The organism is Myxococcus sp. SDU36 (genome assembly GCF_030168875.1).
GTDB lineage: Bacteria > Myxococcota > Myxococcia > Myxococcales > Myxococcaceae > Myxococcus > Myxococcus vastator.
Genome location: NZ_CP077414.1, coordinates 2,196,107 through 2,216,904, shown reverse-complemented (window position 1 = coordinate 2,216,904; position 20,798 = coordinate 2,196,107). Strand labels below are relative to the sequence as shown.

Below are 20,798 nucleotides of genomic sequence, written 5' to 3'. Positions count from 1 at the left end.
CCATATGCAGCTGGCCATTCCGCATGCCCCCCGAAAGGTCCGACTGACGCAGGTGCCCGGCGCCGTGGGGCGCGTGGTGCGAGGCGTCCTCCTGGGGCTGGTGGCGGTGGCCGTCCTGGGCACCGGTGCCGGCTGGGCCGGACGCTACTTCGTCGAGGAGCAGGGCTTCGCCGCCCGCGCGGAGGAAGTGGAGGGGCTGGTGATGGCCTCCCGCCTGCCGCCCCTGGACGCCCGGGATGGGGGGGAAGCCGCCCTGGAGGTGCTCTACACCTTCGCGGAGGCGGAGCACTCCGTGGCCGGCATCCGGACCTTCGCCGAGTACGCGGAAGGGCTGGGGCGGGGCGCCCGGGTGACGCTGCTGGTGGACCCCGCCATGCCGGGCCAGCCGCGCGAGGCCAGCTTCGCCCGCTCCCGGGCGCTGCGCGTGGGGCTGCTCCCCTGGGGCATCGGCCTGGGCGTGCTGGTGGCCGTGGGGTACTTCGCGTGGGAGATGCGGCGGCTGTGGCGCTCCGAGGTGGAGCCGCTGCGGCTGGGCGCGCTGGTGTGGCTGACGCCGGACGGGCCCCTGCCGGAGACTCGGGGCGAGGTGTCCTTTCCGGCCCACTATTTCCGGCAGGACGTGAAGCACGCGGTGCGCGCGCGCGTCCGTCCGGGGCGGGCGCCCGTGCGCAACGGGGAGAAGGTGCTGGCGGCGGTGGTGCCCCGGCAGCCTGGGTGGGCGCGCGTCATCGACCAGGACCTCGCGGGCGTGCTGGGCTGGCTGCGCTGAGGCGGATGGTGGGGGCTGAAAATTTGCCGGCGGGGTGGGGCTGTGTGACACACGCCTGTAGCTCGCACCCACCCGGAGGAACCCCATGCACTCGCGCCTCGTCATCGTGCTGCCCGTGCTGCTGCTGCTCGTCCCGAGCGCGGTGGGGGCCGCCCAGCGAGACGAGGCCGAGGAGGCCTACCAGGGTGCTCGCAAGGTCTACTACGCGCTGAAGGACGACGCGGCCCGGCGCAAGCTGCGCCATCACTGGCTGAACGTGGTGGCGCGCTTCGAGTCCGTGGCCGCGCGCTTCCCGAAGTCGGCCCGCGCGCCGGATGCCCTGTTCACCGCGGCGGAGATGCTCCAGGAGCTGAGCCGCATCTCCTTCGTGGAGGACGACCTCAAGGCCTCCATCACCGACTACACCCGGCTGCTGGAGGGCTACCCGAAGCACCGGCTGTCGGATGACGGGGCGCTGGCGCTGGCGAAGATTCACGTCCACCGGCTGGACCAGCCGGAGTCCGCGCGCAAGGTCCTGACCCAGACGCTGGCCGTCAACGGCAAGGGTGACCGGGCGCGGGAGATGCGGGAGCTGCTGGCCTCGCTGCCGTCGCCCAAGGCCCCGCCGCCGCCCCCGCGCAAGGCCGCGCCTGTCGTGGCGAAGGCGGACTCCTCCGCGCCGGGCAAGACGGGCACCGCTGGCACGGCGGTCGCCGTGGCAGCTCCCTCCAGCGCGGGCGACAGCGACACGTCCAAGGCCGCTGCCTCCGAGCCGTCCACGGACGCGCCGTCCACGGACGCGCCGGCCGTGGAGGCCTCGGTGCCCGCGGAGCGGCCTTCGTCCAGCCTGGTGGCCGCCATCGAGAAGATGGCCCGCGAGCCGTCGCCCAAGCTCCCCCAGAAGGCGCCGAGCGCCCCCGCGAAGGCGGACACACGCGAAGGCAGCCTGGACGCGACCGTCGCCGCCGCCGTGGCCTCGAAGCCCGCGGCCGCCGAGCCCCCGCGTCCCATCACCCGTCCGGTGGACGACAAGGTGGCCCAGGCCCGGCTGAAGGCCGTGGCCAGACAGTCGCGCAGCATGGAGCTGACGCTGGTGGAGCAGCTCGGCCTGAAGGTGCGGCGCGTGGTCATCGACCCCGGCCACGGCGGCCACGACACGGGCGCCATTGGCAAGAAGGGGACGCGCGAGAAGGACGTGGCGCTGGCCATCTCCCTCAAGCTGGCGCAGGAGCTGCGCGAGAAGGGCCTGGAGGTGGTGCTCACCCGCGACGATGACCGGTTCATCCGGCTGGAGGACCGCGCCACGTACGCCAACGCCGAGCACGGCGACCTGTTCATCTCCATCCACTGCAACGCGGCGGAGAAGCGCACGCTGCGCGGAATCGAGACGTACACCCTCAACACGTCGGCGGACCGCTACTCCATCCGCCTGGCCGCGCGGGAGAACGCGTCCTCGGAGAAGGGCATCAGCGACCTCCAGTTCATCCTGGCCGACCTGGCCACGAAGGCGAACACCGAGGAGTCCTCGCGGCTCGCCAACCACGTGCAGCGCAGCCTCGTGGGGGACCTGTCCCGCAAGTACAAGGACATCCGTGACCTGGGCCACAAGGAAGCGCTCTTCTATGTGTTGTTGGGCGTGAAGATGCCGGCCATCCTGGTGGAGACGTCGTTCCTTTCAAACCCAGACGAAGAGGCGCGGCTCAAGTCCATTGTCTACCAGACCGAGGTCGCCAAGGCGATTGCCCAAGGCGTGGAGGAGTTCCTTGGAGACCACCGCCGCGTGGCGAAGGTGGACTGAGCGCGTCCGGCGCTTCGCCAGGAGTGGGTAGCAAGGACGGACGCGCTGGGCAGTTCAGTTCCGTTCGGCTGAGGAGCGCGCGTGTCACCGGGTAGACGCCGCCGGGCACCCGCGCGCTTTTCGTTCCAGGGGTGGGCAGCGCGTTACCCACGCTGGGCAATGCGCTTCCGCCCGCTGGGTACCTTCCGTCACACGATGCCACATGCCAAGGACCTGGCGCGGGCCGCGATGCCTGCCCGTTCCTCCCTGAAGGGCTCCCTCCAGGGACATGTGTGCGTTTCGCCGTAAAAACAAACAAGAAAAGACTCTCACGCATTGCCTGGAAGCGCACGCGAGGCCTTTGGTGCGACATGCGCTGAAGGGAGGGGTGCATCGGTCGGAGAGCGGGTTGCAAGTACCCTGTCGCAGCCGGGATCAACCGGCCGTTTGATGGAGCACGCAACCTCAATGAAAGCAATCAAGACCGCCGTCGCCGCTGTCACCGCCGCCGCGGCCCTCGTCGCCTTCTCCTCCGCCGAGGCCGCCACCGCCACCACCAACCTGAGCGTCACCGCCAGCGTCGGTGGCGCCTGCAGCATCGGCGCCGTCGGTGGCGGCGGCACGCTGAACTTCGGCACGTACGATCCCATCATCGTCAACTCCGCGCTGGGCGTCGACCTGCTCGGCACGGGCGCGCTGAGCGTGCAGTGCACCCTGCTCGGGACCGCGGTCATCACCCTGGGCCAGGGCCTGTACCCGTCCGCGGGTTCGACGGACGCGGCCCCGCTGCGCCGGATGCGCAACACCGCGTCGGCTGACTACCTGGCGTACCGCCTGCACCAGGACGTCACCCGCCTCATCGTGTGGGGCAACACCGCTGGCACGGGCCTCCCGTTCCTGGGCACGGGCATGCCCGTCGCCGTGCTGGTCTACGGCACCGTTCCGCGCGGCCAGAACGTTCCCTCCGGCACGTACAACGACACCGTCGTCGCCACCATCACCTTCTGAGCCGGGGCGACAACACATGCGTAACCGTCTTCTGTCCTGGACTGGCGGCCTGATGTGTTCGGCTGCCTTGGAATGGCTTGCCATGGGGGCCGCGAGCGCGGCCGAGATCGATGTCAGTCCGGTCCGGCTCGAGTTGGACTCCGGCGCCCGTGGCGTGGTGATGAACGTGAGGAACAAGAGCAGCGAAAGCACACGCTTCCAAGCCTCTGTCTATTCCTGGGTCCAGGACGAAGAAGGGCGCATGTCGCTCGCGCCGACGCAGGACCTGTTCTTCTTCCCGTCCCTGTTGACGCTGGAGCCCGGGGAGTCCCGGCCCATCCGGGTGGGCAGCTCCTCGGCTCCACAGGATACCGAGCGCTCCTTCCGCATCGTCGTGGAGGAGCTCCCGCCGCTGCAGCCGTCCACCCAGGTGACTGGGTTGAATGTCCTCACCCGTGTCTCAGTGCCTGTCTTTGTCGCACCCAAGAAGAAGACTGTTCAAGGAAAGATCGCGCAGGCCGTGCTGCGCGAGTCGAAGTTCCACGTCCGGGTGCAGAACCCGGGCACGGTGAACTTCTTCATCCGGAACCTGCGGGTCCGGGGGCTCGACGCCAAGGGCAAGCGGCTGGTGGAGAAAGAGGAGCCCGGTTGGTACGTCCTGGCGGGCGACGCGCAGGTGTTTGCCATGGAGGTCGCTGGCAAGGCCTGCCGCCAGGTCCGCACGGTGGAGGTGGAGATGGAGACAGACCAGGGCGTGCTCCGTCAGACGTCCCCCGTGGATTCTCCCGCGCCCTGCGCTCGTTGACCGACGCACCATGGCCCCCACCTGGCTTGCAGTGGCCCGCGGGTCCACCCGCGCGGCGCTGGCGTTATCCTTGTCATGGGGGGCCTTGCTGGCGAACGCGCAGGGCCCGGTGGCCGCCGCCCCCTCCTCGCCGCCGATGCCCATCGTCGCGGACTTCACCCTGAACGGCGTCCCTCGCGGCGCCGCCTTCCCCATGCTGCGGGGCAGCGACGTGCTGCTCCCCGCGGCCATGCTCGAGGCCCATGGCGTGGACCTGATGGCGCTCGGGGGCCGCCTGGAGGTCATCGAAGGAAAGACATACATCTCCGCGCGGTCCCTGGAGCCCGAGGGGAAGTGCGTCATGAACGAGCGGACCGTCAGCCTGTCGTGCGAGCTGCCCGCGTCCGTCTTTGACCAGACGCGCATCAACCTGGGGCCGCGGGCGCCGTCGGACTACGCGGTGCGCGGCAGCCCCAGCGGCTTCATCAACTACGCGGCCCACGCCCGCAACACCGCGCTGACCTTCTTTGGAGAGGCCGGCGCGTCCATGGGGCGGGGCTTGTTGACGACGCAGGCGCGGTGGCGGCCCGGCGCCGTGCCCCTGCGGGGCCTCACGCAGCTGTCCCTGGACTTCCCCACGCACATGGTGCGCGCCATCGCCGGTGAGTCCACGGGGTTTGGCGGCGTGCTGGGCGGCGGCGCGGTGGTGGCCGGCCTCCACGCCATGCGCACCTTCGAGCTGAATCCCTACTTCGTGCGCAACCCGATGCAGGACTACGCGGGGGACGTCGCCACGCCGTCCACGCTGGAGGTGTACGTCAACAACCACCTGGTGAAGCGCACCGAGCTCCCGCCCGGCCCCTTCCGGCTGGAGAACCTCACGGTGCCCCGGGGCGAGGGGAACACGCGCTACGTCATCCGGGACGCGTTCGGCCGGACGAGCGAGGTGAACACGTCCTACTACCTCAGCGGGCAGCAGCTCGCTCCGGGCGTGGTGGACTACCGGCTCTCCGCGGGCATCGAGCGGGAGAACGTCAACCTCTCCAACTTCGACTTCGGCCGGCCCATGCTCCTGGGCAACTTCCGCATGGGCGTCACGCCGTGGCTGACGCCGGGCGTGCGGCTGGAGCTGGCGCCCGACGTCGTCAGCGCCGGCGCCATGCAGCTCGTCCAGCTGCCCTTCGGCGAACTGGAGCTGTCACAGGCCGTCAGCCGCAGCGCGCGGCGCACGGGGCTGGCGGCGGGCATCGTGTACTCGCTCCAGCGCCGCTGGGTGGGTGGCTCCGTCTTCGGCCGGGGCATGAACACGTCCTACACGCACACCAGCCTCAAGCTGGATGACGACCACCCCGTCGTGGAGACGGGCGGCTCGCTGTTCCTGGCGCTGGGGGAGAGTGTCAGCGTGGGCGGGCAGGCGATGATGTCGCGCTACCAGCGGGACGGGTGGACGACGTGGCTGGGGGCCACCACCTCCGCGCGGCTGACCGACTGGTCCACGTTGTCCTTCTCCGCCAGCCGCAGCAACTCCGAGCGAGGCGCCGCCGTGGAGGGGATGGTGTACCTGAACGCCATCTTCGACTCTCGCACCACGGGCACGCTGGGGCACTCGCAGGCGCTGCGCGGGGAGGGCACCACGTCGGTGGACCTGGCCCGCTCGGTGCCCATGGAGGGCGGGCTGGGCTACCAGATGCAGGGCAGGGTGGGGGCGGTGGACCAGGCGATGGCGCGCGCCGACTTCGACTCCAACGTGGGCCGCGTCAGCGCGGGCGCGGAGTGGTTCGAAGGGCGGCTGGCGGGCATGGCCGAGGTCGCCGGCGGCCTGGTGCTGATTGGTGGACGCGTGCGTCCCACGCGCGCGGTGGACCAGGGCTACGCGCTGGTGCGCGTGAAGGGCGTGGAGGGCGTGGGCGTGCGGCTCAACAACCACGAAATCGGGCGCACGGACGCCAGCGGGGAGCTGGTGGTGACGCGGCTCCAGGCCTACAACGCCAACCGGCTCTCCCTGGCGGACCATCAGGTGCCGCTGGACGTCTACATCCCCTCCACGGAGCAGATGGTGGCCACGTACCAGCGAGGCGGTGTGGTGCTGGACTTCAAGACGCAGAAGGTCCGGGCGTACCGGGGCAAGGTGACCATCGCCTCGGCGGAGGACACGCGCTGGCTGTCCTACGGTGAGATTCGCGTCGAGCAGGACGCAGAGAAGTGGAGCTCACCCATCGGGTGGAATGGTGAGTTCGAGCTGGTGGGCCTGCCCGAAGGCCGCCTGCCGGCGACCGTCGTCTACCCCAAGGGCCGTTGCGCGACCTCGCTGGACGTCCCGTCACACGAGGGCAAGGTCATCGACCTGGGAACCGTGAGGTGTGTCCATGACGATGCGAACTAGGGCGGCCGCGCTCATCGTGGCGGGCGTCTGCGGACTGCTGCCCGGATGGGCGGGCGCCGTCTGCCAGATTCGCGGCACGGTGGGGGTGAGCTTCGGCACCTACCTCACCACGGACTTGCTGCCCCGGGACTCGGCCGGGAGCATCACCTACCGGTGTGAGGGGCAGCTCACCCCCGTCATCATCGACTTCAGCGCCGGTGGCTCGGGCAACGCCCAGGCACGCGGCATGGCGGGGCCGGGCGCTGCCCGCCTGCAGTACAACCTCTACCTGGACGCGACGCGCCTCGTTGTCTGGGGCAACGGCGCGGGCGGCACGGGGCGCTACGGGCCCGTCATTCCCGTGTCCGGGCAGGAGGTGACGGTGCCCATCTTCGGGCGCATCCCGGCCGGACAGGCCATCCCCGCGGGTGCCTACTCAGACACCCTGGTGGTGACGGTGACCTTCTGAGGGCCCAGTCCCTCCGTCACTGGAGCACCGCCAGCAGGTCGCCCCCCTGGACGGAGGCCTTGAGCGCCGGGACGACCTCCGCCACGGTGCCGGCGCGTGGGGCCCGCACCACGGTCTCCATCTTCATCGCCTCCAGGGTGACGAGCGGCGCGCCCGCCTCCACGGTGTCTCCCGACCTGGCGTGCAGGGCGATGACGGTGCCCGGCATGCTCGCCGCGACGTGGTGGGGGTTGGCGCGGTCCGCCTGGCGGCGCGCCTCCACGGTGGCGGCGCGGGCTCGGTCCCTCACGTGCACGGTGCGGGTGTGGCCGTTGAGGGCGAAGTAGACGGTGCGCACGCCTTCTTCATCCGGCTCGCCCACCGCGGACAGGCTGATGACCAGCGTCTTGCCTGGCTCCAGGTCCACCCATATCTCCTGTCCCACCTCCATGCCGTAGAAGTAGTTCGGGGTGTCGAGGATGGACACGTCCTCGTAGCGCCCCAGGTCCTCCAGGTAGCCGGCCATGACACGCGGATAGAGCGCGCTGGAGATGGCGTCCACGCGGGTGAGCGCGTGGCCTGTCTTCGCGGAGAGCTCCCGTTGGAGCGCGTCCAGGTCCAGCGGCGGCATGCTGGCGGAGGGCCGTCCCTCCACGCGGGGCAGGCCCTTGAGCACGGCGGCGCGCAAGTCCTCCGGGAAGCCGTTGGGCGGCTGGCCCAGTTCGCCCCGGAAGTAGCCCACCACGCTGGTGGGGAAGTCCAGACGCGGCGCCTGTTCAATCAGCGTCTGGCGCGTGAGCGCGGCCGCCTCCGCCAGCGTGGAGGCGCGCACGGTGAGGTCGTTCTTGAGCAGGAAGATGGCGAAGTCACCGACCATCTTCGACGACGGCGTCACCTTCGGGATGTCGCCCACCAGGACATTCACCAGCGCGAAGGCGTCCTTCACGTCGTTCCACCGGTTCAGCAGGCCCAGCTCCGCCACCTGCGGCCGGAGGTTGGAGTACTGGCCGCCGGGAATCTCGTGGTAGTACACCTCGCTGGTGGTGCTCTTGAGGCCGGCCTCGAAGGGGGCGTAGTACTCGCGCACGTCCTCCCAGTAGTTGGCCAGCGGCTGCAGGCGCGCGTTGGCCAGGCCCGTCTCGCGCGGGTGGCCGCGCAGGGCGCTGACCAGCGCATTCAGGCTGGGCTGGCTCGTCAGGCCCGCCATGCTGCCCAGCGCCACGTCCACGACGTGCACGCCCTGCTCGATGGCTTCCAGGTAGCTGGCGATGCCATTGCCGGACGTGTCGTGCATGTGCAGGTGGATGGGCAGCCGCGTCACCTCGCGCAGGCGCCGCACCAGCATGGCCGCGGCGCGCGGGCGCAAGAGGCCCGCCATGTCCTTGATGCAGAGGAAGTGCGCGCCGGCGTCTTCAATCCGCTTCGCGAGGTCCGCGTAGTAGTCCAGCGTGTACTTCGTGCGCTTGGGGTTGGCGACGTCTCCCGTGTAGCAGATGGCCACCTCCGCCACCTTGCCCGTCGTCAGCACGCGGCGGATGGAGACCTCCATGCTGCCCAGGTCATTGAGGCTGTCGAAGACGCGGAACACGTCCACGCCCGCCTCGGCCGCCTCGTCGATGAAGGCCTCCACGACGTTGTCCGGGTAGCTGGTGTAGCCCACGGCGTTGGCCCCGCGCAGGAGCATCTGCTGGAGCAGGTTGGGCGCGGCGGCCTTGAGCGCGCGCAGGCGGGCCCACGGGTCCTCGTTGAGGAAGCGGTAGGCGGTGTCGAAGGTGGCGCCGCCCCAGCTCTCCAGGCTGAACAAGTCGGAGGCCAGGTGCGCGGTGGCTGGGGCCACGCGGAGGAGGTCCCGCGTGCGCATGCGCGTGGCCAGCAGGGACTGGTGCGCGTCCCGCATGGTGGTGTCCGTCAGCAGCACGCGCTGCTGGGCCAGCACCCAGTCGGCCAGGCCGCGCGGGCCCTGCTCCGCCAGGATGTGCGCGGTGCCCCGAGGCACCGGGTCCGAAGGCGTCACCGGCAGCCGCGGCTCCATGAACCGCGTGGGCTTGAGCCGCTGGTCCTTCTTGATGGTGGGGTGCCCGTTGACGGTGACGTCGCCCAGGTACTGGAGCAGCTTGGTGGCCCTGTCCCGGCGGGGCTCCAACTGGAACAGCTCCGGCGTCTCGTCGATGAAGCGCGTGTACGTCTCTCCCTGCTGGAAGGCGGGGTGGGCGAGCACGTTCTCCAGGAAGGGCAGGTTCGTCTTCACGCCGCGGATGCGGAACTCGCGCAGCGCGCGCTGGCCCTTCATCACCGCGCCCTGGAACGTGGGCGCGTAGGCGATGACCTTCACCAGCATGGAGTCGTAATAGGGAGAGATGACGGCGTTGGTGTAGCCATTGGAGCCGTCCAGCCGGATGCCGAAGCCGGTGGCCGCGCGCCAGGCGGTGATGACGCCCGCGTCGGGCATGAACTGGTGGGCGGGGTCCTCGGTGGTGACGCGCAGCTGCACCGCGTAGCCCCGCGGCACCACGTCCTGCTGCCGGCGGATGCCCACCTCCGGCGCGTCCAGCCGGTAGCCCTCCGCGATGCGAAGCTGGCTCTGCACCAGGTCCACGCCCGTCACCTGCTCGGTGACGGTGTGCTCCACCTGGAGGCGGGCATTGCACTCGATGAAGTAGAAGGCGTCGCCCGCCACCAGGAACTCGGCGGTGCCGGCGCTGGTGTAGCCGGCCTTGTGCGCCAGCCGCACCGCCGCGTCGCAGAGGGCCTCCTTCACCGCCGGCGCCAGGTTGGGGGCGGGGGCAATCTCAATGACCTTCTGGTGGCGCCGCTGCACGGAGCAGTCCCGCTCATGCAGGTGGACGAGGTTGCCGTGCAGGTCGCCCAGGAGCTGCACCTCGATGTGGCGCACGTGCTCCAGGAAGCGCTCCAGGAACACCGCCGAGGAGCCGAAGGCGCTCTTCGCCTCCGAGCGCGCGGAGGCCAGCGCGTCCTCCAGTTCCCGCGCCTCGCGCACCACGCGCATGCCCCGGCCGCCGCCGCCATGGGCCGCCTTCACCAGGACGGGGCCGCCATGCTTCGCGAAGAAGGCGCGGGCCTGCTCCAGCACGTGCGCGTCGTCGCCCTCCAGTGTCACGCCAGGGACCACCGGGACGCCGCACGCCTCCGCCAGGTGCTTGGCGGCGACCTTGTCGCCCATGGTGCGGACCACGTCCGAGCGCGGGCCGATGAAGCGGATGCCGCGGCGCTCACACGCCTCCGCGAAGGCGGCGTTCTCCGACAGGAAGCCGTAGCCGGGGTGGATGGCGTCCACGCCCGACTTGACGGCCACGTCGAGGATTTCGTCGATGCCCAGGTAGGCCTCCACGGGCCGCTTGCCCCGGCCCACGAGGTACGCCTCGTCGGCCTTGTGGCGGTGCTCGTGGGTGCGGTCCTCGTCGCTGTAGATGGCGACGGTGCGGATGCCCAGCTCGTTGCACGCGCGGAAGACGCGGATGGCAATCTCACCGCGGTTGGCGCAGAGGACCTTCTGGATGGGACGCAGCGACACAGGTTCCATGCGCGCGCTGTATGAATCCCGGGGCCCCGGAGCAACGGCTGCCGGGGCGAACGTCCGATTCAACGCGCGGCGCGCCCCGTGAGCGCCGCGCCGTGCGTCAGGTGCCGGACTGAGAGGGCTGGGCGGCCGGCTGAGGGCCGGTCGCCGTCTCCTCGTAATCCAGGTCCCGGTGGAACGTCTCTTCCAGCCGGGTGAGGGCCAGCAGGGCCAGGCCGAAGCAGACGCTGCCGACGATGAGCGCCGCGGTGGACACCGACAGCTCACCCTTGAGGTAGGCGAAGGCGCTGGCCGCGAGCACCGCCGAGCCCCGCACGAAGTTGGGGACGGTGGTGGCCACGGTGCCGCGGATGTTGGTGCCGAACTGCTCGGCGGCCATGGTCACCAGCACGGCCCAGTAGCCCACGGTGATGCCAATCAGGAAGCTCAGCCCGTACACCATGGTGCTGGTGAGGCCCGGGGTGAGGCCGTAGATGAGCATCAGCAGGAAGCCCGCGCAGAGGTTCATCGCCACCGCGCGCTTGCGGCTCTTGAGCCACTGGCTGAAGACGCCCGCCAGCAAGTCTCCCAGCGTCAGGCCAATGGAGCCATAGAGGATGGCGTTGCCGGCCGTCACGGTGCCCTGGACGTTGAGGCCCGCCGTCAGCTCGGGCGCGAAGGTGAAGAGGATGCCCGTGGTGAAGTAGATGGGTACACCGACGAGGATGCAGCAGATGTACTTGAGGAACCGGCCGCCGGTGAGGAGCAGCAGCGGGTTGGCGCGCGAGGGGTCCGTCTTCTTGGTGAACAGCTCCGACTCCGACACCTTGAAGCGCGCGAAGAGCAGCGCGATGCCCATGAAGCCGCCGGTGAGGTAGGCCGTCTTCCAGTACAGGTGCTGGCCCACGAAGGCCGCGGCGACGATGCCGAGCATGCCCAGCGTGGCGACGATGGTGGTCCCCAGGCCGCGCTTCTCCTTGGGCAGGGACTCCGCCACCAGGGTGATGGCCGCGCCCAGCTCACCCGCGAGCCCCACGCCGCCCAGGAAGCGGAAGACCGCGTAGCTGGTGACGTCCCAGGCGAAGGCGTTGGCCAGGTTCGCGAAGGAGTAGAGCAGGATGGAGCCGAACATCACCGACAGCCGCCCGCGCTTGTCGGCGAGCACGCCCCAGAGCAGGCCCCCCACCATCATGCCCACCATCTGCGCGTTGTAGATGAGCAGGCCGCTCTGGAGGATGTCGGCCGGGTCGGTGATGCCGATGTCCTTGAGCGATGCGACACGCACCACGCCGAACAGCGTGATGTCGAAGAGGTCGACGAAGTAGCCGAGCCCGGCCACCAGCACGGTCAGGTTGAGGACCGAGCGGAGCTCTCTCAGGAATTTCATACGCCTGATTAACGGACTTTGGCGCGTGAGGAGCAAGCGCCCCGCGCGCGCCGTCTACATGACGCAGTGCATGAACCTGAATTCACCTTCAGGCCATGACCTGGGCGAGCGCCTGCTCTATCTGGGACAGGCCGTAGGGCTTGGGCAAGAGGATGGCGCCGGAGAGGGGCCCCTTGTCGCCCGTGTCCAGGTGGGTGCCGTGGCCGGACGCGATGATGACGCGCAGGCCCGGCGCGTCCTGGACGGCCTGGTGCGCCAGCTCGATGCCGGACTGGCCGGGCAGGCTCACGTCGGTGAACAGGAGGTCGAACTCCCGTGAGCCCAGGAGGGGTGTGGCCTCTTCCGCGCGGGTGACGGCCGTCACCGTGTGGCCCAGCGTCTCCATCAGCTCGCTCGCGGGGAGGCGGATGTTCTCGTCGTCCTCCACCAGGAGGATGCGCAGCGTGGTCCGCTTCGCCCGGACGGGGGCCGGCGCGGTGGCGCCGCGGGTGGGCTGGGTGGCCTCGCGCTGGGCGATGCGTTGCTGCCGGGTGGCCAGGAGCTGGCGGATCTTCCGCGCCAGGTCCTCGCGGCGGTAGGGCTTGCTCAGCAGTAGGACACCCGGGTCCAGCCGGCCGCCGTGGACGATGGCGTTCTCCGTGTAGCCGGACGTGAAGAGCACCTCCAGGTCCGGGCAGAGGGCCTTGGCCTTCCGCGCCAGCTCGGGGCTGCGGACCGGTCCGGGCATCACCACGTCGGTGAAGATCAGGTCGACGGGGATGCCGCTCTGGATGACCGCGAGCGCGCTCTGCCCGTCGGAGGCCTTGAGCACGCGGTAGCCCAACTCCGTCAGCATCTCCACCGCGGTGGCGCGCACCTCCGCGTCGTCCTCGACGACGAGCAGCGTCTCGTTGCCGCCTTCGACCTGCTCGGGGACGACCTCGGGGCGCGGCAGCTCCGCCTGGAGCGAGCGGGGGAGGTAGATCTTGATGGTCGTCCCGTGGCCGACCTCGCTGTAGATCTTGACGTGTCCGCCCGTCTGCTTGACGAAGCCATACACCATGCTGAGCCCCAGGCCCGTGCCGCGGCCCTCGGGCTTGGTGGTGAAGAACGGCTCGAAGGCGCGCTCCATCACCTGGGGCGGCATGCCGCAGCCGGTGTCGGAGATGGCCAGCAGGACGTGCTGGCCCGGCACGACGTCCGGGTGGAGCTGGGCGTAGTGGTCATCCAGCATGGCGTTGCCGGCCTCGACGGTCAGCCTGCCTTCGCCCGACATGGCGTCGCGCGCGTTGATGGCCAGGTTGAGGATGACGTTCTCGAGCTGGTTCGGGTCGACGAACGTGTTCCAGAGCCCGCCGCCGATGACGGTCTCCAGCGCCACGTCCTCGCCGAGCGCGCGCCGCAGCAGGTCGTCCATGTCGCGGACCAGGCGACCCAGGTTGATGACCGTGGGGTTGAGCGGCTGCCGCCGGGCGAAGGCCAGCAACTGGGACGCGAGCCGGGCGCCGCGCTCCACCGCGCCCACCGCCGTGGTCAGCCGGCGCTGCGCCTGGGCGTTGTCGCCCACGTCCTGGGACAGGAGCTGCAGGTTTCCACCGATGACCTGGAGCAGGTTGTTGAAGTCGTGCGCCACGCCGCCGGTGAGCTTGCCCACCGCTTCCATCTTCTGGGCCTGCCGGAGGGCGGCCTCCGTCTGACGCCGCTCGGCCTCGCTCTCCTCCAGCGCGCGGGTGCGCTCCCGGACGAGCTCCTCCAGGTGGTCCTTGTACTGGCGCAGCTCGTCCTGGGCGCGCTTCTGCTCCGTGATGTCGTGGCCCTGGACGAAGATGCCGGAGATGGACCCGTCCTGCTCGACGATGGGTTGATACACGAGGTCGACGTAGCTCTCCGTCAACGTGTCGTCGGGGGTCCGCTGGAGGAAGACCTTCATGCCCCGGCCGACGAAGGCCTCGCCCGTGGTGAAGACCCGGTCCAGCAGCTCGAAGTACCCCTGGCCATCCACTTCGGGCAGCGCTTCCCGGATGTGCTTGCCGAGGATGTCCCGGTGCCCGACGAGCTGCATGTAGGCCGCGTTGGCCAGCTCGAAGAGATGGTCCTTGCCGCGAAGGAAGCACATGAAGCCGGGCGCCTGTGCGAACAGGCGCCGGAGGTGGCGCCGCTCCTGGTCCAGGTTCAGGTTCACTTCCTGGACCTGCAGCGCCCGCTGGAAGACGCCTGCTTCCAACTGGGCTGAAGGCGGATTCACGGTGGCGGCGGACCCGGTCGCGGCCTGGACGGCCTCCTGGAGCCGCTGGAGCTCGGTGACATCCACCGTGTGCTGGAGGATGTAGGCCACCTCACCCGCGGCATCGAGCAGGGGGATGTGGGTGGCGCTCCAGTAGCGGTTCGTTGAGACGATGCCCTGCTTCGTCAGCTCGGGGACGCGGTAGGCAATCAGGGCCAGGATGTCCGGCGCCCGCTTCTCCAGGACGCGCAGGAAGGACTCCCGGAGCTGCCGGAGATTGGCGTTGTTCGGGTCCGACGGGTCGTCCGGGAAGGCCTCGAAGACGTTCCTGCCGAGCAGCTCGTCCAGCTTGCTGGCCGTGACGCGCAGGTATGCCGGGTTGGCGGCGACGAAGCGCAGCTCGCGGTCGAGCAGCATGTACGGGTTGGGTGAGACGTCGAAGAGCGTCTTGAAGTCGATGATGGGGTGCATCGTGCGGCGAAGCTCCTCCCCCTGAGGCGGGTTGCACCGGCGGGGGGCTGGGCGAGCTACCCTTGAACGGTCTGCCACCGGGACGCCATTGCCTCCGCCGCTGGGACGGTATCTTTGTCGCGCAGGCGACACACTCGGATAGCGGCAACGCACGGCCCCGGCGCGGATGTTCCAAAACCGCAGTCCTGGATGGGCAATGCCTACATGAACGAACCTTCAGCCAGTTTTCGCGGGTCGCACGCGCGCCTGGCGCGTGAGCGGACGGCCAGGGCTCGGAAGCGGCGCGCAGCGCCTACATGAACACATCATCAGTGATTCTCAGCAGGGGGGCGCTCGGCTGCCAGGCGGGCAATGCCTACATGAAGTTCTTTTCAGTGGTTTTGCCCCCCGTTCGGCGAGGGGGCGGACGTCCCGGCGCGCCCATGATGGCAGATGTCTGTCATTGCCACGCGAACACGCAAAGACAAACACAAATCTTGTCTGTGTTTAAATGTATGTGATTGGTGACTGTGTTTCACGCGAGGCCCCGGAGACTCCCGGGGCCTCAAGCGGTGCGGCCCGGACTCACGCGCCAGCGCGCTGGCGGTTCAGCCGGTCGTAGTGGCGGTAGCCCAGCTTGTCGAGCGCGCTCGCTGGCGCCAGGCCGATGTCCACCAGCGTCTTGATGTCATACGTGCCCGCGAGCACGGGCGGCGCGTAGTTCCGGACGGCCTCCTCGCCGCGGAACTTCTCCAGCGGGAAGAGCACGGTGTTCGTGTGCACATGCATGAAGTGCGCGGCGGACTGGCGCTGCCAGCCGGGCACGCCCGGGGCGGTGATGACGTGCGGCGTGGCGAGGAAGGTGCCACCCGTGAGGATCTCCAGCTGCTGGCCCACCTGCGCCACGATGCAGCCCGCGGGCGCCGTCCCCCGCACCTGGAGGCCGTTGGGCGCATCCGGCGTCGCGCGGGTGCGGAGGTAGAGGCCGCTCTTGTTGTCGGGGCCGGGAGCGGGGCTGCCTTCCGGGTCCAGGAAGCGGCCGCCCGGGAGCAGGGTGAGCAGGTTGAAGTCGGTGTGCTCCTCGCCCCAGACGATGTCCGTGTTCACCTGGGCGTGGGTGAGCGGCAGGTACTGGAGCGCGCGGGTGACGTGGGCGCCCCGATCACACAGGTCGGTGAACAGCGTCTCCGGCAGGCCCAGGGCCATGGCGGAGCCGCGGAGCAGCTTCAGGCCGGCCTCATGGAGGGAGCGGCCCAGCGTCATGATGCCGTCCTCGAAGTAGGGCGGCGCGTCCTGGGGCCACACGTTCTCCGGGTACAGCTCCGGGAACTCGAGCGCGGACTGCGCGTCGTTGGGGTAGGGCGCGACGAAGTAGCACTCCTTGAAGTCCGGCTGGCCGTTGCCGGCGACCGCGACCTCGGTGTTCGGAGGCGTCCATCCGCGCTGGTACCAGATGTCCGCGCGGCCGTAGGGCTTCTTCTCCTCGGCGGGCCGGGCGATGAACGCCGCGAACGCGTCGTAGAACCGGTTCAGCGCCTGGGTGTCGACGCCGTGGTTCTTCAGGTACACGAGACCGAAGACGCCAAAGGCCTCGCGGATCGCCGCGGCGGCGCGCTCGACGCGAGCGGAGTCATCCGACGCGAGGTCGGCGAGGTCGACAGTGGGGATGTTGAGCGAAGAGGTCTCGGCCATGATGGGGCCCAGGTGTACCGCTCCCCGGGAATAAATGGGAGGCCCTGCTGCTCGGACGCGGCAAACCCCGGATCCCCGGCGTGGGCGCCCCCCGGCGCAAATCCTGCGCTTCCCCCTGCGCGGCCTGGGGGCTGGGGTTATCGTCCGCCGCCCGCCGCCAAGAGGTCTCCCCGTGAAGAAGCTCGTCTCCGCCTGGTTCCGCATTCCCTTCTGGCAGCGTGTCCTGGGGGCGTTCGTGCTCGGGGCCGTGGCCGGGTGGCTCGTGGGGGCGCCGGCGGGCCCCTGGTTCCAGCCGCTGGGGACGCTCTACGTCAACCTCATCAAGATGATCGCCACGCCGCTGGTGTTTTTCGCGGTCATCAACGCGGTGGCGGCGCTCCACGGGCAGAAGAGCATGGCGGTGCTTGGGGGCAAGACGTTCCTCTGGTTCGCCGTCACCGCCGCGCTGGCGGTGGGGGTGGGCCTGGGCGTCGCCGCGCTGCTGCGCCCGGGGGAGGGCGTGGGCCAGCTCATGGCCAGTGAAACCTACCAGCCGCGGGACGTGCCGGGCCCCATCCAGGTGCTGCTGGACGTGGTGCCCACCAACCCATTCGCGGCGCTCGCGAATGGGAAGATCCTCCAGGTCATCTTCTTCGCCGGCCTGCTGGGCTTCGCGCTGGTGAAGCTGGGCCAGAAGGCGGCCCGGCTGCGCGAGCTGGTCCGCGAGGCCAGCGACGCGATGATTCAGGTCACCCGCTTCGTGTTGGAGCTCACGCCGCTGGGCACCTTTGGCCTCATCGCCGCGCTGGTGGGCACCTATGGCTTCGAGCGCCTGCTCCCGCTGGGCAAGCTGGTGCTGGCGCTGTACGTGGCGTGCGCGCTGCACATCGTCTTCGTGTACGGCGGGCTCCTGATGACGCACGGGCTCAATCCGCTGCGCTTCTTCCGGGGCGCCGCGCCGGGCATGCAGGTGGCCTTCGTCAGCTCGTCCAGCTTCGCGTCCCTGCCGGTGGCCCTGCGCGCGGTGACGCACAACCTGGGCGTCAACAAGGACTACGCGGCCTTCGCCGTGCCGCTGGGGGCCAGCATCAAGATGGACGGGTGCGGCGCCATCTACCCGGCCATCGCGTCGCTCTTCGTCGCGCAGTACTTCAGCCTGGAGCTGTCCGCGTCGCAGTACTTCATCATCCTGCTGGCGTCGGTGCTGGGCAGCTTCGGCACCGCGGGCGTGCCTGGGACGGCGGTGGTCATGGCCACGGTGGTGCTCAGCTCCGCGGGCCTGCCGCTGGAGGGGCTGGGCTACCTGCTGGCCATCGACCGCATCCTCGACATGATGCGCACGCTGACCAACGTCACCGGGCAGATGCTGGTGCCGGTGCTGGTGGCGCGCGAGGAGGGCCTGCTCGATGCCGCCGTCTACAACGGCGCGTCCCCCGCGCTCGCGCTGGAGGAGGACGTGGTGAAGGCGGACTGAGCCGCGCGCGCTCAGTCCTCGCCGTCGGGCCCCAGCCGGGGCTCGTATGGACCGCCCGCGGGGTGGTGCTCCTCCAGGTCGTTCTGGTGCGTCCGCTCCCACAGCGGGAGCCCGGCGCGGAACGCGGCCTGGGCGATGAGCAGCGTGGCCACCGGCGTCATCACGAAGACGAAGGCGACCCCCAGCACCGCGCGGGCGATCACGCTGACGTCACCCAGCCCCAGCGCCGCCGCGCCCAGCAGCAAGCCGACCCCCAGGGAAGAGGCCTTCGCGGCCGCCTGGAGCCTGAGGAACAGGTCCGGCATCCGGAACAGGCCCAGGCCCGCCAGGAGCATCAGCACCGCTCCCGATAGCAGCATCACCGCGGTCATGAAGTCCTTCATTGTCTGCCCCTGCCCGCGCTGTAGAGATACCTCGCGATGACGATGGTGCCCATGGACCCGATGACGGCCAGCACCAGCGCCACGTCCACCAGCTCCGGCTGCCCCACCCACAGGGCATAGACGGTGATGACCGCCGCCGTCTGGAGCGAGAAGAGGTCCAGCGCCACGACCCGGTCCGTCAGGGACGGCCCGCGGACCAGCCGGTGCAGCGAGAAGAGCATCGCGATGGACAGCGCGCCCAGGGTGCCCTGGATGATGAACTGCAAGGTGTTGCTCATCGCAGGGCCCTCAGCAGCGGCGTCTCCACGCGCTCGCGGAGCTCCCGGCGGAAGGCCTCCCGTGTCGTGGCGAACATCACGTGGATGTAGAGGGCCTTGCGGTCCTCGGAGACCTCCAGCCCCAGCGTCCCCGGGGAGAAGGTGACGATGAGCATCAGCAGGGTGATCTCCGCGTCCGTCCGGGCCTCCATTTCATAGCGGTAGATGGCGGGGCAGGAGATGAGCCTCGGCGTGGCGATTTCGTAGGCCACGCGCACGTTGGCGACCAGCACGTCCCAGCCGACCCGGGCCACCAGCCGCGCCACGTTCCAGGCCTGCGTCGCGTAGCGCGTGGGCAGGGGCTTCACGTCGATGAGGCCCAGCAGGAGGAAGCCAATCACGAAGCCCGTCAGGAGGTTCGCCGCGTTGACTTCCCCCAGCATCGCGGCCCAGAGCAGGGCCAGCATCAGGTTCCAGAGCAAGGCGGTCATGGGCGCTCCCTCAGCACCGCCCGCACGTACTCCGTGGGGTCGATGAGCTGTCCCGCCGCCGCGTCCGCCAGCTCCAGCAGCGGCTCCGCGCCTACGCCCAGGACGACCATGAAGGTCGTCATCGCGATGCACGGCCCGAGCACGCCGTCGCCCAGGCTCAGCGGCCGGTTGGGCTCCTGCGGCTGGTTCTCCGGGGGCGCCTTCCAGAAGGCCTCGCGCCAGATCTTCATCATGGAGAAGAGGGTCAGCAGGCCCACGACCACCGCCGTCCCCGCGATGACCCAGTGCTGGGTCCGCAGCGCGGCCTGGATGATGGCCAGCTTGGCGAAGAAGCCGGAGAAGGGGGGCACCCCCGCGAGCGACAGCGCGGGGATGAAGAACAGCGCGGCCAGCAGGGGCTGCGTCCGGTACAGGTTGCCCATCTGGTGCAGGTCATAGGTGCGGGTGACGCGCGCGGTGGCCCCGCTGACCAGGAACAGCGCTGACTTCGCGAAGATGTAGTGGATGAGGAAGGCGATGAGCGCCGCCAGGGCGCCGCGGGTCAGCAGCCCCAGGGCGGCGATGAGGTAGCCAATCTGGCTGATGATGTGGAAGGACAGCAGCCGGCGCACGTCGTACTGCGCGACCGCGCCCAGCACGCCCGTCACCATCGTCAGGCCGCCCATCACCAGCAGGAGGGTGCTGGTGAACCGCGCGTCCTGCGTGAAGACCAGGGTGAAGACGCGCGCCAGGGCGTAGACGCCCACCTTGGTGAGGAGCGCGGAGAACAGCGTCGTCACCGCCGCCGGAGGCGTGTGGTAGGACGCCGGCAGCCAGAAGAAGAGGGGGAAGGCGCCCGCCTTCAGCGCGAAGGCCACCAGGAAGAACATGGACACGGCCGTCATCAGCCTCGGCGTGCCCAGGCCCGGCACCGTGACGGACAGGTCCGCCAGGTTCAGCGTCCCCGCCACGCCGTACAGCAGGCCCACGGCGCACAGCAGCACCACGGAGCCGATGAGGCTCAGCGACATGTATTTGATGGACGCCTCGAGCTGCTCCTGCCGGGCCTCCAGCGCGAGCAACACGAACGAGGCGCCCAGCATGACTTCAATCCACACGAAGAGGTTGAAGAGGTCGCCGGTGAGGAACGCGCCGCACACGCCCCCCACGAGCACCAGCACCAGCGGGTAGTAGGCGCCCGCCTCCCGCGAGGCCGGGAGCGTGGCCGCGGAGAAGGAGACCACCGTCAGTCCCATCAGCCCGCTGACGAGCACCATCAGCGCGCTGAGCAGGTCCGCGACCAGGGTGATGCCGAAGGGCGCCGCCCAGCCGCCCATCTGCGCGGCCTGGATGCCGTTGCGCCGCACCGTCACCAGCAGCAGCGCGCCCACGGCGGTGACGGACACCATGGTCATCAGCGCCAGCCACCGGCGCGGCCAGGCGCGGGACGGGGCGAGCTGGCCCGCGGCCGCGGCGCCCAGGCACAGAATCATGGGCAGGCTGAGCAGCGCCGAAGACGGCATCATTGGGAGTCCTTGAGCTCGGTGCGCAGCGCGCGGGTGTCGTCGGTCCCCGTCTCCTGCGCCGCCCGGTGCACCAGCACCAGCAGCAGCGCGAGCAGCCCGAAGTTGATGACGATGGCGGTGAGGATGAAGGCCTGCGGCAGGGGGTCCGCGAAGGGCCGGGTGAGCGCCTCCTGGCCTTCGGGCACCAGGGGCGCGAAGCCGCGCTGCAGCCCGTTGACGGTGAACAGCAGCAGGTTGCTGGCGCTGCCCAGCAGCACCAGGCCCAGCGCCAGACGGACGACGCTGTGGAGCATCAGGCAGTACAGCCCCGCCGCGAACAGGGCGCCCACGGTGAGCGCGAGGAACAGCTCCATG

General features: G+C 69.9%; 16 protein-coding genes. 7 read left to right on the top strand and 9 right to left on the bottom strand.

What is annotated here, in order from left to right; all coding sequences use genetic code 11:
* The first annotated feature begins 4 nt into the window (after positions 1 to 4).
* The 6 genes from KGD87_RS08680 to KGD87_RS08655 all read left to right on the top strand — a co-directional run bounded on the left by KGD87_RS08680 (position 5) and on the right by KGD87_RS08655 (position 7,127).
* Positions 5 to 769 (top strand): DUF3592 domain-containing protein, encoded by a 765-nt coding sequence (locus tag KGD87_RS08680; RefSeq protein ID WP_284666995.1) that lies wholly within the window; start codon positions 5 to 7, stop codon positions 767 to 769.
* 85 nt (positions 770 to 854) lie between these two features.
* Positions 855 to 2,546 (top strand): N-acetylmuramoyl-L-alanine amidase, encoded by a 1,692-nt coding sequence (locus KGD87_RS08675; RefSeq protein ID WP_284666994.1) that lies wholly within the window; start codon positions 855 to 857, stop codon positions 2,544 to 2,546.
* A gap of 447 nt (positions 2,547 to 2,993) precedes the next feature.
* Positions 2,994 to 3,533: a fruiting body development fimbrial-like coat protein PRU gene (pru, locus tag KGD87_RS08670; RefSeq protein ID WP_284666993.1), complete on the top strand. Its 540-nt coding sequence runs from the start codon at positions 2,994 to 2,996 to the stop codon at positions 3,531 to 3,533.
* Positions 3,534 to 3,615: 82 nt separating this feature from the next.
* A complete protein-coding gene (locus KGD87_RS08665; RefSeq protein WP_284666992.1) occupies positions 3,616 to 4,317 on the top strand; it encodes a fimbrial biogenesis chaperone in 702 nt (233 codons plus the stop codon).
* An 85-nt stretch (positions 4,318 to 4,402) separates the two neighbouring features.
* Positions 4,403 to 6,679: a fimbria/pilus outer membrane usher protein gene (locus KGD87_RS08660; protein WP_284666991.1), complete on the top strand. Its 2,277-nt coding sequence runs from the start codon at positions 4,403 to 4,405 to the stop codon at positions 6,677 to 6,679.
* The gene (locus KGD87_RS08655; protein WP_284666990.1) at positions 6,663 to 7,127 is read left to right on the top strand and encodes a Csu type fimbrial protein; all 465 of its coding nucleotides are present in this window, start codon (positions 6,663 to 6,665) and stop codon (positions 7,125 to 7,127) included. The genes KGD87_RS08660 and KGD87_RS08655 overlap by 17 nt, the downstream gene beginning before the upstream one ends.
* Positions 7,128 to 7,143: 16 nt before the next feature.
* Here KGD87_RS08655 and KGD87_RS08650 read toward each other — a convergent pair whose 3' ends face one another.
* The 4 genes from KGD87_RS08650 to KGD87_RS08635 all read right to left on the bottom strand — a co-directional run bounded on the left by KGD87_RS08650 (position 7,144) and on the right by KGD87_RS08635 (position 16,355).
* Positions 7,144 to 10,647, bottom strand: coding sequence for a pyruvate carboxylase (locus KGD87_RS08650; protein WP_284666989.1), 3,504 nt, complete (start codon positions 10,645 to 10,647; stop codon positions 7,144 to 7,146).
* Between the two features lie 97 nt (positions 10,648 to 10,744).
* Positions 10,745 to 12,010: an MFS transporter gene (locus tag KGD87_RS08645; protein WP_284666988.1), complete on the bottom strand. Its 1,266-nt coding sequence runs from the start codon at positions 12,008 to 12,010 to the stop codon at positions 10,745 to 10,747.
* A gap of 88 nt (positions 12,011 to 12,098) precedes the next feature.
* Positions 12,099 to 14,684 carry a response regulator gene (locus KGD87_RS08640; protein WP_284666987.1) on the bottom strand — a complete coding sequence of 862 codons (2,586 nt, stop codon included), beginning with the start codon at positions 14,682 to 14,684 and terminating at the stop codon, positions 12,099 to 12,101.
* Between the two features lie 564 nt (positions 14,685 to 15,248).
* The gene (locus KGD87_RS08635) at positions 15,249 to 16,355 is read right to left on the bottom strand and encodes an isopenicillin N synthase family dioxygenase (RefSeq protein WP_284666986.1); all 1,107 of its coding nucleotides are present in this window, start codon (positions 16,353 to 16,355) and stop codon (positions 15,249 to 15,251) included.
* Positions 16,356 to 16,527: 172 nt separating this feature from the next.
* Here KGD87_RS08635 and KGD87_RS08630 point away from each other — a divergent pair, with 172 nt between their 5' ends.
* The gene (locus KGD87_RS08630; protein WP_284666985.1) at positions 16,528 to 17,808 is read left to right on the top strand and encodes a dicarboxylate/amino acid:cation symporter; all 1,281 of its coding nucleotides are present in this window, start codon (positions 16,528 to 16,530) and stop codon (positions 17,806 to 17,808) included.
* Between the two features lie 11 nt (positions 17,809 to 17,819).
* Here the strand turns inward: KGD87_RS08630 and mnhG are convergent, their stop codons facing one another.
* Genes mnhG through KGD87_RS08605 form a run of 5 tightly spaced genes read right to left on the bottom strand, consistent with a single transcriptional unit; the run spans position 17,820 to position 20,797 of the window.
* Positions 17,820 to 18,191: a monovalent cation/H(+) antiporter subunit G gene (gene mnhG, locus KGD87_RS08625; RefSeq protein WP_284666984.1), complete on the bottom strand. Its 372-nt coding sequence runs from the start codon at positions 18,189 to 18,191 to the stop codon at positions 17,820 to 17,822.
* Complete coding sequence (locus KGD87_RS08620; protein ID WP_284666983.1) at positions 18,188 to 18,469, bottom strand: MrpF/PhaF family protein; 282 nt, start codon at positions 18,467 to 18,469, stop codon at positions 18,188 to 18,190. The genes mnhG and KGD87_RS08620 overlap by 4 nt, the downstream gene beginning before the upstream one ends.
* On the bottom strand, positions 18,466 to 18,939 hold the full coding sequence (locus KGD87_RS08615) for a Na+/H+ antiporter subunit E (protein WP_284666982.1): 474 nt from the start codon (positions 18,937 to 18,939) through the stop codon (positions 18,466 to 18,468). Before KGD87_RS08615 ends, KGD87_RS08620 begins: the two co-directional genes overlap by 4 nt.
* The gene (locus KGD87_RS08610) at positions 18,936 to 20,441 is read right to left on the bottom strand and encodes a proton-conducting transporter transmembrane domain-containing protein (protein WP_350102507.1); all 1,506 of its coding nucleotides are present in this window, start codon (positions 20,439 to 20,441) and stop codon (positions 18,936 to 18,938) included. The genes KGD87_RS08615 and KGD87_RS08610 overlap by 4 nt, the downstream gene beginning before the upstream one ends.
* Positions 20,441 to 20,797 (bottom strand): NADH-quinone oxidoreductase subunit K, encoded by a 357-nt coding sequence (locus KGD87_RS08605; RefSeq protein ID WP_163782568.1) that lies wholly within the window; start codon positions 20,795 to 20,797, stop codon positions 20,441 to 20,443. The genes KGD87_RS08610 and KGD87_RS08605 overlap by 1 nt, the downstream gene beginning before the upstream one ends.
* Between the last annotated feature and the right edge of the window lies 1 nt (position 20,798).